Raw genomic sequence first — 13746 nt, forward strand, 5'->3', positions numbered from 1 at the left:
CCACTCAACCGCGGCTACTTCAGGTTGCCGCTGAGGAACTGCTGCAGGCGTTCGCTCTGCGGATTGCCGAGCACTGCTTCGGGGGCGCCTTCTTCTTCCACCAGGCCCTGATGCAGGAACAGCACCTGATTGGACACCTTGCGGGCGAAGCTCATTTCGTGGGTGACCATGATCATGGTCCGCCCCTCTTCGGCCAGGCCCTGGATCACCCTGAGCACTTCGCCCACCAGTTCCGGGTCCAGTGCCGAGGTGGGTTCATCGAACAGCATCACTTCCGGCTCCATCGCCAACGCCCGGGCAATCGCCACCCGCTGTTGCTGGCCGCCGGAGAGGAACGCCGGGTATTGATCCGCGACGCGCGCCGCCAGGCCCACCTTGTCCAGATAGCGCCGGGCGCGGTCTTCGGCGTCCTTCTTGCTGACACCCAGCACCCGGCGCGGGGCCATGGTGATGTTTTCCAGTACGGTCATGTGGCTCCACAGGTTGAAGTGCTGGAACACCATCGCCAGCCGGGTACGAATGCGTTGCAGCTCAGCCTCGTCGGCCACCCGCATGCCGTGGGCGTCCTTGATCATGCGGACCGCCTGGCCGTCCAGGCTCATGGCGCCGTCGTTGGGTTGTTCGAGAAAGTTGATGCAGCGCAAAAAGGTGCTTTTGCCCGAGCCGCTGGCGCCGATCAGGCTGATAACATCGCCAGTCCTGGCCTTGAGCGAGACACCCTTGAGCACTTCGTGGCTGCCATAGGATTTGTGCAGGCCTTCGATGGTCAGTTTGTACATGGGGCAAATATCCTCAAGGCGAAAGCAGGTAGCCGGTGCGATAGGCCTCAAGGCCCGCGACGTGGGCAATCACCATGCCCGCGGTCGCCATGCGCCGCGTCGAGCGGGCATAGAGCAGGCCGGCGTAGGTGCAGTGGATGGGCGTGACCCGGTCGCTGATGGGGTCGATGATCTCGGCGATCAGTTGCCCGGCCTCCAGGTACTCACCGGGCAGGACGCAGTACACCAACAATCCACCCACGGGGGTGGCCACCGGTTCTACCGCCGCGAGCGGGGTGGCGGGGTAGGGCAGGTCCGGCAATGGCTGGACCTGGCCTTCAATGGCGCCGAAGTGAATCAGGTAGTCGATCACGGCCTGGCAGTCGAGGCTGGCCAGGGGGTGATTGACGTCGCCTTGGCCACGCAGCTCCACGGTGACCGAGAAACTGCCCATCGGGATGGCGAACTGCGCGCCGAAGCGCTCCTGCAACTGCCACCAGAGCAAGGTGAAGCACTCATCGAACGAGTGCCCGCCTGAGTCGGTCGCCAGCAGGCTGGCTTCCGCGCCAATGTAGCGTGCCAGCGGCTCGACCTGCGGCCAGGCCTCGGGCGTGGTGTACAGGTGGGCAACGGCCTCGAAATCACAATGCAGGTCCAGCACCATGTCGGCGTCGCAGGCCAGTGCCTGGAGGGTCAGGCGTTGGGATTGCAGTTGGCTGCTGGCGGTCTGGCGAGCCAGGGCGTTGCGCAGGCTGTGGCGAATCAGCGCCAGATTGTGTTGCGGGTTGTCGGTGAGTTGGCCCTCGATCTCATTGCCGACTTCTTCGCTCAGGTCGAGGAACCAGCGATTGAAGTTCTGTCCGCTTTCCAGCTCGTAGCGACCGAGGGGGACGTCCATCACCACCTGTTCCAGGCCAATCGGGTTGGCGATCGGCACCAGCACGATTTCGCTGCGCAGGCGGCCGGCGGCTTCCAATTCGCTCAGGCGCGCCTTGAGGTGCCAGGCCACCAGCATGCCGGGCAGTTCGTCGGCGTGCAGCGAAGACTGGATGTAGATTTTGCCGTGGCCCTGGGTCGGGCCGAAGTGGAAGCTGTGGATCTGTCGCGCAGTGCCCGGCAAAGGGGCAAGCAGGTCATGGATCTGGTGGCGCATGAAGGGAAGTCCTAGTGAGTCGGTCCAAGGAACGCCAGCCAGCGGCGCTCGGCTAGTCGGAACAGACCGACCAATGCAAAGGTGATGGTCAGATAGATTAGCGCAGCGATACCGAACGACTGAAAGGTCAGGAAGGTCGCCGAGTTGGCATCGCGGGCCACTTTCAGGATGTCCGGGATGGTCGCGGTGAACGCCACCGTGGTCGAGTGCAGCATCAGGATCACTTCGTTGCTGTAGTACGGCAGCGAGCGCCGTAGGGCAGACGGCATGATCACGTAGGCATACAGCTTCCAGCCGGTCAGACCATAGGCCTTGGCGGCCTCGACTTCGCCATGGGCCATGCTGCGAATCGCCCCGGCGAAAATCTCCGTGGTGTAGGCACAGGTGTTCAGGGCAAAGGCCAGGATGGTGCAGTTCATCGCATCGCGAAAGAACGCGTCGAGCACCGGCTGCGCACGGATCGCCGCTAGGCTGTAGATCCCGGTGTAGCAGATCAACAACTGGATGTAGAGCGGCGTACCGCGGAACAGGTAGGTGTAGAACTGCACTGGCAGGCGGATGTAGGGCTTGCTCGAGACACGGGCGATGGACAGCGGGATCGACACCACAAAGCCGATGCAGATCGAGGCGCTGAGCAGCCACATGGTCATGGCCAGGCCGGTGATGTGGTAGCCGTCGCTGTAGAGAAACGGTCGCCAGTACTCCTGGAGAAGTTCGATCATCGTATGGCCTCCCGGCTTCCGGCAGCATACCGGCGTTCCAGCCAGCGCAAAACCGCGTTCGAGGCACTGGTAATCACCAGGTAGATCAAGGCGGCGAGTACCAGGAAGTAGAACAGTTGATAGGTGCTTTTGCCCGCGTCCTGGGCGGCTTTCACCAGGTCCGCCAAGCCGATGATGGACACCAGGGCGGTGGCCTTGAGGATCACCATCCAGTTGTTGCCGATCCCCGGCAGGGCAAAGCGCATCATTTGCGGGAACACCACGAAGCGAAAGCGTTGGCCGCGCTTGAGGCCGTAGGCCGTGGCCGCTTCGACCTGGCCCCGGGGGACAGCGAGGATTGCGCCGCGGAAAGTCTCGGTGAAATACGCGCCGTAGATGAAGCCCAGGGTAATGACCCCGGCACCAAACGGATCGATCTCGATGTAGTCCCAGCCCATCAGCTCGGTCAGGGAAGTCAGCCAGGTTTGCAGGCTGTAGAAAATCAGCAGCATCAACACCAGGTCCGGCACGCCGCGAATCAGCGTGGTGTAGAGCTGGGCAGGGATGCGCAGCAACCGGTTGGAGGAGAGTTTGGCACTGGCGCCCAGCAGGCCGAGCAGCACGGCCAGCAGCAGCGACACCACGGACAGTTTGACGGTCATCCAGGTGCCTTGTATCAGCAGCGGGCCGAAGCCCTTGAGGCTGAAGGCCGAGAGCCCGAGGGAGTGCAGGAGTTGTTCGAACATAAAGTCAGCGACCCGATCCGGTAGAAAAGGCGCCCATCACGGGGATGGGCGCCGGGCATCATTTACCGCTGTACAGGTTAAGCTCACCAAAGTGTTTCTTTTGAATGGTCGCGTAGGTGCCGTCGTCGTGTAACGCTTTGATACCTTTATCCAAGAGCGCCTTGAGGTCGTTGTTACCTTTCGAGATACCGACAGCTGTCTTGGCTGGCAGCAAGGGATCGTCGACCGGCGCGCTGACTTCATAGTCGGCGCCTTGTGGCGACTTCAAAAAGCCCAGCTCCGCTTGCAGCATGTCCTGGATCGAGGCGTCGAGACGACCGGAAATCAGGTCGGCGTAGACCTGGTCCTGGTTGGCGTAGGCCTGGGTGGTCACGCCAGCCTTGTCCAGCACGGCCTTGGCATAGGCTTCCTGGATGGTGCCTTGCTCGTAGCCGACTTTCTTGCCCTTGAGGGACGCGGTGTCGGCACTCAACCCCGAGCCTTTCTTGAAGACCATGGCGGTGGGGCCGGAGAACAGCTCGCTGGAGAAGTCGATGACCTTTTCACGCGCCGCCGTAACGGTCATCGACGAAATCACGCCGTCGAATTTCTTGGCCTTGAGGCCCGGGATCATGCCGTCGAAATCGCTTTCGACCCACTTGCACTTGACCTTCAGTTCGGCGCAGATCGCGTTGCCCAGGTCGATATCAAAGCCCACCAGGCTGCCATCGGCGGCTTTGGACTCAAAGGGGGCGTAGGACGGGTCAACACCAAAACGCAGCTCTTTGTATTCCTTGGCCATGGCTCCACCTGCAGCCATGCACAACGCCAGTGCAGATAGGGTCAGCAATGCTTTTTTCATTATTCAATCCCTAAAACCAAGATGAGCGCTTGTGGCGCGGAATTATTGTTACTGGAATGCGTAAGACCTTATGCAGGTAGCAATTTCCGAACCAGAGTGCTGCGCTCGCGATTTAAAGAGATTTCAACCGACATCTGAATTCAACCCGCGCCCGAAATCGGGCGCGGCTGATAGTGTGCACCATGCTGGGGCAGGCGCTGGCTTCAGCTATTTACCGGGCACCAGGGTCAGGCGCGTGGTGCCATACACCTTGTCGAAGTTCTGCGGTTGCATCGGCAGGCTCTGGTACTGGCCCCTGAGCCATGGGTCGAGGCTGTTGAGGTACTGGGGGCTGGCCGGGTTGCCGGACTGGCCGGTGCCGAGTTGGCCCAGCAGCGGTTCGGCCAGGCCGAAGTCGACGATCATGCGCATGGCCGGGGCTCGTGTCACGTTGAAGTCCTGGCCCCAGGCATAGGCGGTAGCGTTCAGGGTGTTGTGGTCGCCACCGGCGGACATCGCGCCACGTACGACCTGGTCGCGGGTATTTTTCCACGCGTAATGGTGCAGTTTTCCCCACTGCCAGGTTTTGCGGTCGGTCCCCATCTGGCGTTCGCCAGCGCTGATGGCGGCGGCGAGGCTGCGGGCCAGGATCGCGGGTTTGTCTTCTTTTTGCGCGGTTCGCGCGTCATCCCAGAACGGGCTGTCTTCGCGTCCCAGCAAATGGTCGGCCTGGGCCGAATAGGAGCGTTCGCCGTTGGCGACGAAGGCTTGCCATGTCGGGCCGGATTCCGGGCCCAGTTCGTCGAGGAAGATCTGCTGCATGCTCTCCTGAAGGAACAGCGCGTAGATCGCCGCGTCGCTCGAGGTCGGGCTGAGCCGGCCGTCGAATGCCATCAAGCGACCGTAGGCCTCGCGAGCCTTGGCGGCCTCCACGGCCGGCAGGGCGTTGATCGCCTGTTTCAGCGGCTGGGACATGCCCGGCGCTTCAAACATCCGCTTGAGCTTGGCGGCAAACACGGTGCTTTGGTCGTACTGCATGGCGATCATGCTACGGCTGTCATGCCGCCCGGTGCCCGCCAGTTCGGCAATGCGCTCGCCGCGCTCGGGTGCTGCCCACGAGTTGGATAGCTGCATGCCGTAGCCATGGGCAATGACCCGCTGGTTGGCAGTGCCGAGCCAGCCCTGGGGTGGATCCTGGTCGTAGGGGTGGAGCATCGGGTCGGCGTAGCCGTCCCAGTCGTATTGGCCGTCCCAGCCCGGTGATGGCAGCAGGCCTTCCCCTTCGCGTCGGTTGGGGAAGCGCCCGGTGACCTGCCAGCCAATGTGGCTGGCGTCGGCATACATCATGTTCAGGGCAATCGCGCGGATCTCGCGGCTGGCGTCCGAGGCCTTTTCCGCGTTCTGGGCGCGGGTCAGGTCAAAGTAGGCGTCCAGGCTCTTGTCATCGGTAAAGCTGGGCACTTGCAGGGCCAGGCCATAACCGTTGCCCAGCGCAGTGCCCTGGGCGCTGTTGAGCAGGGGGCCGTGGCGGGTTTCGTACACGGCTTCGCGAATCGGTCGCTGGCCTTTGATGAAGTAGGTTTCGTTGCGCACCATGACCGGCAGCCATTTACCGCTCGCCTCGTAGGCCAGGCCGTTGCCCTGGCGCTTCAATTTCTCAAGGAACAGGTCCTGGTTGTCACCCATGACGGCGCTCATGCTCCAGGCCACCTTGCCGTTGAAGCCGGCCAGCACCATCGGCAAACCGGCAATGGTAATGCCGCTCGCCTGGTACTTCGGTGCGCGAATCTGCACGTAGCTCCACAGCGACGGCACCCCCATCGACAACTGGCTGTCGCTGGCCAGCAGGCTCTTGCCGCTGCGGCTGCGTTGCGGGGCAATCGCCCAGTTGTTCGAGGCGGTGGGGCCCAGCAGGTTCAGCCCGGACAACTGCTCGCCAGCCTTGGACAGTTCGCTCAAGCCGGGGATCGTGCCGTTGAGTTTTACGCCCTGGAGCTTCTGTGCCTCAGCCTGCGGCAGTTTTTCATCCGGGGCGGACGGCGACAGCCACGCAAGTTTGTCGGTGGTGACGGTTTGCGCCATCACCAGTGCCGAAATCTCCTGCGGCAGGTTGGCCGATTGGCTGAAGTTGAACAGGCAGAAGATCAGCGCCGAGTCTTCCGGCTTCCAGTACTCAGGCCGGTAGCCCGAGGCGGCGAGGTCGGCGGGCAGCTTGTCACGGTAGCGGAACAGGTAGGCATTGACCCCGCGCGCATACACCTCGAAGAAGCGCTTGAGGCGCGGCGATGAGGCTTTGTACAGCTCGTCAGCGCTCTTCTTCAGGTTGACGGCGCGCATGTAGCGGTCGGCGTCGAGCATCTGCGCGCCGGACATCTCCGACAGACGACCCTGGGCCAGCAAGCGCAGGGTGACCATCTGGTTGATGCGATCACTGGCGTGTACGTAGCCGAGGGTGAACAGCGCGTCGTGGAACGTATTGCTTTCGATCAGCGGCATGCCCATGGCATTGCGTCGCACGGAAACATTCTGTGCCAGCCCCTTGAGTGGCTGCACACCGGAGGTCGGTGGGAGGCTGTCCTGGGCATTCCAGGTCTGACAGCCCGCGAGGCTGAGCATACTGGCCACTGCTGCGGCAACGCCGAACCGGGGAAAAAGGGATGTAAGGGCTGGCGAGGCCATGGCAAAGCTCCTGCGGGGCGGGGGTAGCGTCAGTAAAGGCGCTACGTTAGTGAGCGGCCGAGGGCCGCGCAAGCGCGGGGCGATCTTATTTCAAGGTTTGTCCGATAAAACGCTGGATTTACCCTCCCTGGCCGACGGTCTGTCGCGCGGGGTGGTAGTGCGCTGGTGGGGAACCCGGCCTTCGAACAGGAGAAGTCGCTATTGCGCTTGATGGGGGGGCGATGCTGGAGGGGTGTCTGCAAGAGGTGGGCGTCGAGCCGTTTGCCTGGGGGCCGGCTGCGCCGTAAAACCAATGGGAGCCGCCAGGCGGCGCTCCCACGTGGATCAATTCATCAAGCGCCGTGGCACTTCTTGAACTTCTTGCCGTTGCCGCACGGGCACGGGTCGTTGCGGCCGACGTCCTTCAAGGCGTTGCGTACCGGCTCCTGAGGCGCGTGGCCGCAGTTGGGGCCGTGCACGTGGCCATGGTCGTGATCATGGTGCTCGTGATGGTCGTGATGGTCGTGATCATGGGCACAGTCAGGGCCATGGACGTGGGGTTGTTGGGTCATCGAGGTTACTCCGGAATAAAATCGCCGGGAATTATCTCGCCATAATGCGACAGGTGCACGTCATTGCCGAAGAATAATCCGGTTTTCAACTCACCTTCCAGCCGATAGGGGATGGGTTGGTCGGGTTTCTTCAGTAACTTCACCACTTCGCGCAGGTGCTGCCAGAGGTTGGTGCGGATCGGCACCTGGAAGTAGCCGCTGCTTTTCGGGGCGACGGTGAGCCACTCACTGGACTCGCCTTCGGCCAGCATGAACTGACTCAGGTGGATCTGGTACACCAGGCCGCGTACCGTCAGGTCGCTGTCGTTGGGGTTGTCGACGCGAAAGTGCAGCATGAACTTCTGCTCCAGCAGCTTGGCCCTGACCACTTCGACTTTGACCAGGTGGACGGCGGGGTCGCGTTCTTCGTCGGCAAACCATGACGCACAGCCACTGAGCCCCAGTACCGCCAGCAGGCTGATCGTGCGTAAGGCGCGCCACTGGCTGAGCATGTGATGAGTTCCCCTTTTACGCTGCAAGACTAGGCGAAATACGCCGCACAGCACTTCTTGTACTTTTGCCCGCTGGCACAGGGGCAGTTGTCGTTGCGTCCGGCCTTGAGTGGCACGGTGGGGTCGATGAAGTACCAGCGCCCGGTGTTCTGTACAAAGGAGGAGCGCTCGCGGTGGCTGTGCTCGCCGTTGCTGTCGTGCCAGCGTGCGGTGAAGGTAACGAAGGCGTGTTCGGGTTGGCCGCCGAATACCTCGCAGCTCTCGACGGCCAGGCCCAGCCAGGTGCTTTGCGCGCTCCAGTCACTGATCGACTGGCGATCCAGGCCGTCCTGCTGTGCAGGCAAGGTCGTCGCCACCAGGTAATCCACCAGGCCCAGTACATAGGCGCTGTAGCGCGAGCGCATCAAGGCTTCGGCACAGGGCGCCGGATGGCCCGCGTGGTAGTGGCCGCAGCATGCGTCGAGCAGGGTGCCGCTGCCGCACGGGCAAATGGATGTACTCATGGTTACCACCAGTATTTTCCGAAGTTTTCCGGGTTGGCCCAGAACCGGGCGTTGAGCCAGTCGGGTACTTGTTTGTAGTCAAGCAGATCGTAGGTGAACAGGGTCAGCACCTGCTCGTTGCGCTGGAAGCGTTCGCTGGCTTGCAGGGCCAGGGAAAAGAAGTCGGTCTCCAGCCAGGCGCAGGCCTGCAAGTCCGCCAGCACGGCGATGCGGCTGGCGTTGAGGTTGCGAATACCCCCCAACAGATTCAGGCCGTCGCGCTTGGGCAGGTGTTCGAGGCAATCGAGTGCCAGCGCCAGGTCGAAACGCTGGGCGGCCACCTCGGCCGGCAGCGGCCCCGGCGGGACTTGCGTCACGCTGGCATCGGGGTGGGCTTGCTGGAATGCCTGCAACGCCGGGAAGTCGCTGGCGCCGATCAGCAGCAGTCGTTTCGGGGCATAGCGCTCAAGCAGGGCGGCGAGGGCTTGCTGGGGTGTGCGTGAAGAGATGCCGGCAGTCATCGAAGATCCTCAATCAGATTGGCAGAGACTAGCCTGCCCGAACGTCCTGGCCTAGAGCGGCTTTGTTGCATTTGTCACGATCGCCCGTGAATACGGGCGTAACCACGTATGGCTGAATGCTGGCGCAGATTAAAAGTGGGGTCTTTACTCACCCCATCGGTTTCAAGCCGATCCTTAAGGAGAAAACCAGAATGAGCATAGTCCGGACAGCATTGCCCTTGATTCTGCTAACCAGTGTGTTGACTGGTTGTGCAGGTTTGCAGAAAACCGACTGGCCAACCTGTGCGGCCGTTGGTGGTGTCGTGGGTGCGGGACTCGGTGCGACAAAAAGCTCGGCATGGGCCGGCGGTGGCGCACTCTTCGTGGGCGGCATGGCGGCCGCTTACTGCTGGGTACATGGTGACGGCGACGAAGATGGCGATGGTGTACTAGACAGCCTCGATAAGTGCCCAGGTACGCCGAAGGGCGTGCAGGTCGATGCCAACGGCTGCCCTCCGCCACCGGTTGTGGTGGAAGAAGTCGTGGTGATCAAGGAAGAGGTCATCGTCATCCGCGATGTGAACTTCCAGTTCGATTCGGCCAAGTTGACCGCCGCCGATAAGGACAAGCTGGAAACCATCGCCACCCGCCTGAAACAGGAAGCACCGACCGCCAGGCTGACCGTGACCGGGTATACCGACAGTGTCGGCAGCGATGCCTACAACCAGAAACTCTCGGAAAAACGTGCCCATTCGGTGGTTGAGTACCTGGTCGAACGAGGCGTGCCAAGTGCGTCCTTCGTGTCAGTGAGCGGCGCTGGTGAAAGCAATCCGGTGGCCGACAACAAAACGGCGGACGGTCGTGCGATGAACCGCCGTACCGAAATCAAGATCAACCGCTAGTACCGCTCCTCGGCATCCGCGGCGGTACAGTCGCGGATGCCGATCCTCGCCGATCAGGCTGCCAAGCGCGTACCCGACAAGAATTTTCAAAGCCCTCTGGCGCACCCCTTGTGGAAGTCGTTACTGTGCGCGCAAAGAATAATTATCCAGGGGGGAGGGTATGAAAGTGATTTTGGGGCTTGGCAAGTGTCTGGCGCTGGTGTTCTGGCTGGTGGTGCTGATCAATCTGTACCAGCCACTGGTCAATCCGTTCGATGTGTTGATCAATCTGGCGGGTTGCCTGTTGTTGCTGACCCACCTTCTGGAGTTGCTGCTATTTCACCGCACCATTAAAGCGCGACCGCAGCCCTGGCGCGATCGCCTGCTGATTCTGCTGGTCGGTATTCTCCACGTGCGTACCCTGGCTGCACCTGCTGCGACGGAGACGACCCATGCGTAAGCTCTGTCTGCTCGCCGTGCTGGTCAGTCCGATGGCAATGGCCCAGGTCGTGACCGTCGAAACCAACTCGCTGATGCGCCTGCCCAACACCGCCAGCACGCTGCAACTGGAGCGCCTGGAAGTCGCGGACTACGGCACCTTGTTGATTCCCGCCAACGTCACTGAGCTGACGGTGGGTGAGTTGCGCCTGGGGCGAGACGCGCGGATTGCCATCGTCCCCGGCGAACAGGGCCTGAACCTGAAAGCCAGTCGTGCGCAGTTGGACAGCGGCAGTCAGATCACTTCCCGCGGTGCGCCGGGGACGTATCTCAAGGCCGCTCGCGCCGGGCGTAACCTCAACCTGCACATTGCCTCCCTGAACGCCGCGCAATTATCGGTGGATGCCCGTGGCGGCACCGGTGCACCTGGTTTCGTCGGACTCGATGGTGCCAACGGCGCGGATCCGGGATGTACCTGGGGCGCCGCCGGGCGTGGCTATGACGGTGATAACGGCGGCGATGGGCATGCCGGGGCGCCGGGTGCACAGGTGCGCGTAGAGTTGCCTCGTGACTACCCGGCCGAGCAGATCAAGGTGCTGGTCGACGGCGGCGCCGGTGGCGTGGCCGGTGCTGGCGGCAAGCCCGGCGAGGGTGGTAAGGCCAAGGGCTGTTTTGTCTACGATACCGATGGCGGCAAGCGTGGTCGTGCGGGTACGCCCGGCCAACCAGGCGCTGTGGGGGCACCCGGGGCGGTGACCGTGCAGCGGCTTTGAGTGTTCTGGTGGGAGCGAGCAGGCTCGCTCCCACATTGATGCGTCACTACCCTGGGACGGTTAAAACATCGGCCGCGCCGAGGCGATAGCCACCAACACCAAGCCGACGATCAGGTTGATCCCCACCAGGCGCCGAATCCTGCCCAGGGTGGCGGCCCCCGCTGGCCAGTCTTCGGCCAGCACCGCCTGGCGCAGCTCGGGCAATTGCAATGTCTGGATACGGATGAACAGTGCCGTCATCACCAGGTACAGGCCCATCATGATCTGCACATACCTGGGCGCCGTCTCAAAGCCGGTGAAGCGCATCTGGATCAGGCCGACACCGCTGATCGGCAAGATCACCACCGCGACCCAGACCCAGACGAAAAATCGTTGAAACACTTCTACCCACAGTTTCAGTCGGGCCGGGCCTTCCAGCGCCTTCATGGCGGCGGGGCGCAGCACCATCCAGGCGAAAAACATGCCGCCGACCCAGACCAGGGCGGCCAGCACATGCAGGCTATAAATGAAGGCGAAAGCGGTCATCGGGGTACTCCGTTCTGCGCAGGACTAATTAGCGGGGTATGATAGCGGCCGATCCGAACCACTGAAAATTTATCCAGCGTTTTTTGCGCCCGACAATCCATGATCAGCACTGAACTCAAAACCACGATCCAGGGCGCCTACTCGCGTTTTCTCGAAGCCAAGAGCCTCAAGCCGCGATACGGCCAGCGCCTGATGATCGCCGAAGTGGCGAAAGTCCTGGGCGATATCGACACCGACGACGAAGGCCGGCGCAGTGGCGACCCCGCTGTGGTGGCGGTGGAAGCCGGCACCGGCACGGGCAAAACCGTGGCCTACAGCCTGGCGGCGATCCCGACTGCCAAGGCCGCCGGCAAGCGACTGGTGATTGCCACCGCGACCGTCGCCCTGCAAGAGCAAATCGTCTACAAGGACCTGCCGGACCTGATGCGCAACAGCGGGCTGAACTTCACCTTCGCCCTGGCGAAGGGGCGTGGCCGCTACATGTGCCTGTCCAAGCTCGACATGCTGCTGCAGGAAGGCCACGCACAAACCGCCACGGCCCAGCTGTTCGAAGAAGAAGGCTTCAAGATCGAAGTCGATGAAGCCAGCCAGAAGCTGTTTACCAGCATGATCGAGAAGCTGGCCGGCAATAAGTGGGACGGTGACCGCGACAGCTGGTCCACCGCCCTGGAAGATGCCGACTGGGCCCGCTTGACCACCGATCACAGCCAGTGCACCAACCGCCATTGCCCCAACTTTGGCCAGTGCGCCTTCTACAAGGCCCGCGAAGGCATGGGCAAGGTCGACGTGATTGTCACCAACCACGACATGGTCCTGGCGGACCTGGCCCTGGGCGGTGGTGCGGTGCTGCCGGACCCGCGTGACACGCTCTACGTGTTCGACGAAGGCCATCACCTGCCCGACAAGGCCATCGGCCACTTCGCCCATTACACGCGCCTGCGCTCCACTGCCGACTGGCTGGAAACCACCGCCAAGAACCTCACCAAACTCCTGGCCCAGCATCCGCTGCCGGGGGACTTGGGCAAGTTGATCGAGCAAGTGCCGGAGCTGGCGCGCGAGATCAAGACCCAGCAACAGTTCATGTTCAGCGCCTGCGAGCAGATCGCCGACTTCAAGCCCGGCGAAGACGCCGAAGGCCGCGAGCGCCCACGCTATCGCTTTGTCGGCGGCGTGGTGCCCGAGCACATGCGCGAGATGGGCATCGAGCTGAAGAAGGGCTTCGCCCGTTTGACCGACGTCTTCACCCGCCTCACCGAGTTGCTCAAGGAAGGCATGGATGGCGAGGTCAACATCGGCATCGCCAGCAACCAGGCGGAAGAATGGTACCCGCTGTTCGGCAGCCTGCTGTCGCGTTCCCAGGGCAACTGGGAATTGTGGACCGCGTTCACCGCCGAAGACCCGGACGACAACCCGCCGATGGCGCGCTGGCTGACCCTGGCCGAAAGCGGCTCGCTGTTCGACATCGAGGTCAACGCCAGCCCGATCCTGGCGGCCGAGATGTTGCGCCGCAACTTGTGGAATGTGGCCTACGGTGCGCTCGTCACCTCGGCGACCCTCACGGCCCTGGGGACGTTCGACCGTTTCCGCATGCGCGCCGGGCTGCCGAAAAAAGCCGTGACAGCCGTGGTGCCAAGTCCGTTCCATCACGCTGATGCTGGCGTGCTGCGGGTGCCGGACCTCAAGGCCGACCCCCGCGACGCGCCGGCTCATACAGCAGCGATCATTCGCGACTTGCCGGCATTGGTTGAAGGCTCGCGCGGCACCCTGGTGCTGTTTTCCTCGCGTAAACAGATGCAGGACGTGTTCGACGGCCTGGAGCGCGACTGGCGCAAGCAGGTGTTCATCCAGGGCAACCTGTCGAAGCAGGAAACCCTGAACAAGCACAAGGCGCGGGTCGATGGCGGGGACTCCAGTGTGTTGTTCGGCCTGGCGAGCTTCGCCGAGGGCGTCGACTTGCCGGGGGCCTACTGTGAGCATGTGGTGATCGCCAAGATCCCGTTCTCGGTACCCGATGACCCGGTCGAGGCCGCATTGGCCGAATGGATCGAGGCCCGGGGCGGTAATCCGTTCATGGAAATCTCGGTGCCGGACGCCTCGCTCAAACTTGTCCAGGCCTGTGGTCGGCTGCTGCGCACCGAAGAAGACCGCGGCACCATCACCCTGCTTGACCGACGCCTGGTCACGCAACGCTATGGCAAGGCGATCCTCAACGCACTGCCGCCGTTTCGCCGCGAAATATCTTGAGACG

The 13746-nt window shown here is 62.5% G+C and carries 15 protein-coding genes; 4 read left to right on the top strand and 11 right to left on the bottom strand.

What is annotated here, in order from left to right:
- Nucleotides 1-14 precede the first annotated feature (14 nt).
- From BMW74_RS01630 to BMW74_RS01675, 10 genes are all read right to left on the bottom strand, one after another.
- Complete coding sequence (locus BMW74_RS01630) at nt 15-779, bottom strand: ABC transporter ATP-binding protein (protein WP_093412603.1); 765 nt, start codon at nt 777-779, stop codon at nt 15-17.
- Nucleotides 780-792: 13 nt separating this feature from the next.
- The gene (locus BMW74_RS01635) at nt 793-1911 is read right to left on the bottom strand and encodes a succinylglutamate desuccinylase/aspartoacylase family protein (protein WP_093412606.1); all 1119 of its coding nucleotides are present in this window, start codon (nt 1909-1911) and stop codon (nt 793-795) included.
- An 11-nt stretch (nt 1912-1922) separates the two neighbouring features.
- Nucleotides 1923-2633, bottom strand: coding sequence for an ABC transporter permease (locus BMW74_RS01640; RefSeq protein ID WP_093412609.1), 711 nt, complete (start codon nt 2631-2633; stop codon nt 1923-1925).
- Nucleotides 2630-3358, bottom strand: a complete 729-nt coding sequence (locus BMW74_RS01645; protein WP_093412611.1) for an ABC transporter permease — start codon at nt 3356-3358, stop codon at nt 2630-2632. The genes BMW74_RS01640 and BMW74_RS01645 overlap by 4 nt, the downstream gene beginning before the upstream one ends.
- A gap of 58 nt (nt 3359-3416) precedes the next feature.
- Nucleotides 3417-4199 (bottom strand): transporter substrate-binding domain-containing protein, encoded by a 783-nt coding sequence (locus tag BMW74_RS01650; RefSeq protein WP_093412614.1) that lies wholly within the window; start codon nt 4197-4199, stop codon nt 3417-3419.
- A 207-nt stretch (nt 4200-4406) separates the two neighbouring features.
- Nucleotides 4407-6857 carry a penicillin acylase family protein gene (locus BMW74_RS01655; RefSeq protein ID WP_093412617.1) on the bottom strand — a complete coding sequence of 817 codons (2451 nt, stop codon included), beginning with the start codon at nt 6855-6857 and terminating at the stop codon, nt 4407-4409.
- 332 nt (nt 6858-7189) lie between these two features.
- Nucleotides 7190-7408 (bottom strand): SEC-C metal-binding domain-containing protein, encoded by a 219-nt coding sequence (locus BMW74_RS01660; RefSeq protein ID WP_093412620.1) that lies wholly within the window; start codon nt 7406-7408, stop codon nt 7190-7192.
- Nucleotides 7409-7413: 5 nt separating this feature from the next.
- Nucleotides 7414-7899, bottom strand: a complete 486-nt coding sequence (locus BMW74_RS01665; protein WP_093412623.1) for an LEA/WHy family protein — start codon at nt 7897-7899, stop codon at nt 7414-7416.
- A 29-nt stretch (nt 7900-7928) separates the two neighbouring features.
- Nucleotides 7929-8402, bottom strand: coding sequence for a YchJ family protein (locus BMW74_RS01670; RefSeq protein WP_093412626.1), 474 nt, complete (start codon nt 8400-8402; stop codon nt 7929-7931).
- 2 nt (nt 8403-8404) lie between these two features.
- Nucleotides 8405-8902 carry a DUF6231 family protein gene (locus BMW74_RS01675; protein WP_093412629.1) on the bottom strand — a complete coding sequence of 166 codons (498 nt, stop codon included), beginning with the start codon at nt 8900-8902 and terminating at the stop codon, nt 8405-8407.
- Between the two features lie 191 nt (nt 8903-9093).
- Here BMW74_RS01675 and BMW74_RS01680 point away from each other — a divergent pair, with 191 nt between their 5' ends.
- The 3 genes from BMW74_RS01680 to BMW74_RS01690 all read left to right on the top strand — a co-directional run bounded on the left by BMW74_RS01680 (nt 9094) and on the right by BMW74_RS01690 (nt 10973).
- The gene (locus BMW74_RS01680; protein ID WP_093412632.1) at nt 9094-9783 is read left to right on the top strand and encodes a PA1041 family peptidoglycan-binding anchor lipoprotein; all 690 of its coding nucleotides are present in this window, start codon (nt 9094-9096) and stop codon (nt 9781-9783) included.
- Nucleotides 9784-9943: 160 nt separating this feature from the next.
- Nucleotides 9944-10222, top strand: coding sequence for a DUF1145 domain-containing protein (locus tag BMW74_RS01685; protein WP_093412635.1), 279 nt, complete (start codon nt 9944-9946; stop codon nt 10220-10222).
- Nucleotides 10215-10973, top strand: a complete 759-nt coding sequence (locus BMW74_RS01690; RefSeq protein WP_093412638.1) for a hypothetical protein — start codon at nt 10215-10217, stop codon at nt 10971-10973. Before BMW74_RS01685 ends, BMW74_RS01690 begins: the two co-directional genes overlap by 8 nt.
- A 60-nt stretch (nt 10974-11033) precedes the next feature.
- Here the strand turns inward: BMW74_RS01690 and BMW74_RS01695 are convergent, their stop codons facing one another.
- Entirely contained in the window at nt 11034-11498 is a 465-nt protein-coding gene (locus BMW74_RS01695) for a CopD family protein (protein WP_093412642.1), read from the bottom strand.
- 99 nt (nt 11499-11597) lie between these two features.
- Between BMW74_RS01695 and dinG the strand changes: the two genes are divergently transcribed.
- On the top strand, nt 11598-13742 hold the full coding sequence (gene dinG / locus BMW74_RS01700) for an ATP-dependent DNA helicase DinG (protein WP_093412646.1): 2145 nt from the start codon (nt 11598-11600) through the stop codon (nt 13740-13742).
- The last annotated feature ends 4 nt before the right edge of the window (nt 13743-13746 follow it).

Origin of the sequence: Pseudomonas sp. ok272 (assembly GCF_900109995.1) — a bacterium.
GTDB lineage: Bacteria > Pseudomonadota > Gammaproteobacteria > Pseudomonadales > Pseudomonadaceae > Aquipseudomonas.

Excerpts from the sequence above, each read along its gene's own strand:
- BMW74_RS01665 (WP_093412623.1), bottom strand. The coding sequence starts at position 7,899 with ATGCTCAGCCAGTGGCGCGCCTTACGCACGATCAGCCTGCTGGCGGTA.
- BMW74_RS01690 (WP_093412638.1), top strand. The coding sequence starts at position 10,215 with ATGCGTAAGCTCTGTCTGCTCGCCGTGCTGGTCAGTCCGATGGCAATG.
- BMW74_RS01660 (WP_093412620.1), bottom strand. The coding sequence starts at position 7,408 with ATGACCCAACAACCCCACGTCCATGGCCCTGACTGTGCCCATGATCAC.
- BMW74_RS01640 (WP_093412609.1), bottom strand. The coding sequence starts at position 2,633 with ATGATCGAACTTCTCCAGGAGTACTGGCGACCGTTTCTCTACAGCGAC.
- BMW74_RS01645 (WP_093412611.1), bottom strand. The coding sequence starts at position 3,358 with ATGTTCGAACAACTCCTGCACTCCCTCGGGCTCTCGGCCTTCAGCCTC.
- BMW74_RS01675 (WP_093412629.1), bottom strand. The coding sequence starts at position 8,902 with ATGACTGCCGGCATCTCTTCACGCACACCCCAGCAAGCCCTCGCCGCC.
- BMW74_RS01635 (WP_093412606.1), bottom strand. The coding sequence starts at position 1,911 with ATGCGCCACCAGATCCATGACCTGCTTGCCCCTTTGCCGGGCACTGCG.
- BMW74_RS01630 (WP_093412603.1), bottom strand. The coding sequence starts at position 779 with ATGTACAAACTGACCATCGAAGGCCTGCACAAATCCTATGGCAGCCAC.
- dinG (WP_093412646.1), top strand. The coding sequence starts at position 11,598 with ATGATCAGCACTGAACTCAAAACCACGATCCAGGGCGCCTACTCGCGT.
- BMW74_RS01670 (WP_093412626.1), bottom strand. The coding sequence starts at position 8,402 with ATGAGTACATCCATTTGCCCGTGCGGCAGCGGCACCCTGCTCGACGCA.
- BMW74_RS01695 (WP_093412642.1), bottom strand. The coding sequence starts at position 11,498 with ATGACCGCTTTCGCCTTCATTTATAGCCTGCATGTGCTGGCCGCCCTG.
- BMW74_RS01680 (WP_093412632.1), top strand. The coding sequence starts at position 9,094 with ATGAGCATAGTCCGGACAGCATTGCCCTTGATTCTGCTAACCAGTGTG.
- BMW74_RS01655 (WP_093412617.1), bottom strand. The coding sequence starts at position 6,857 with ATGGCCTCGCCAGCCCTTACATCCCTTTTTCCCCGGTTCGGCGTTGCC.
- BMW74_RS01685 (WP_093412635.1), top strand. The coding sequence starts at position 9,944 with ATGAAAGTGATTTTGGGGCTTGGCAAGTGTCTGGCGCTGGTGTTCTGG.
- BMW74_RS01650 (WP_093412614.1), bottom strand. The coding sequence starts at position 4,199 with ATGAAAAAAGCATTGCTGACCCTATCTGCACTGGCGTTGTGCATGGCT.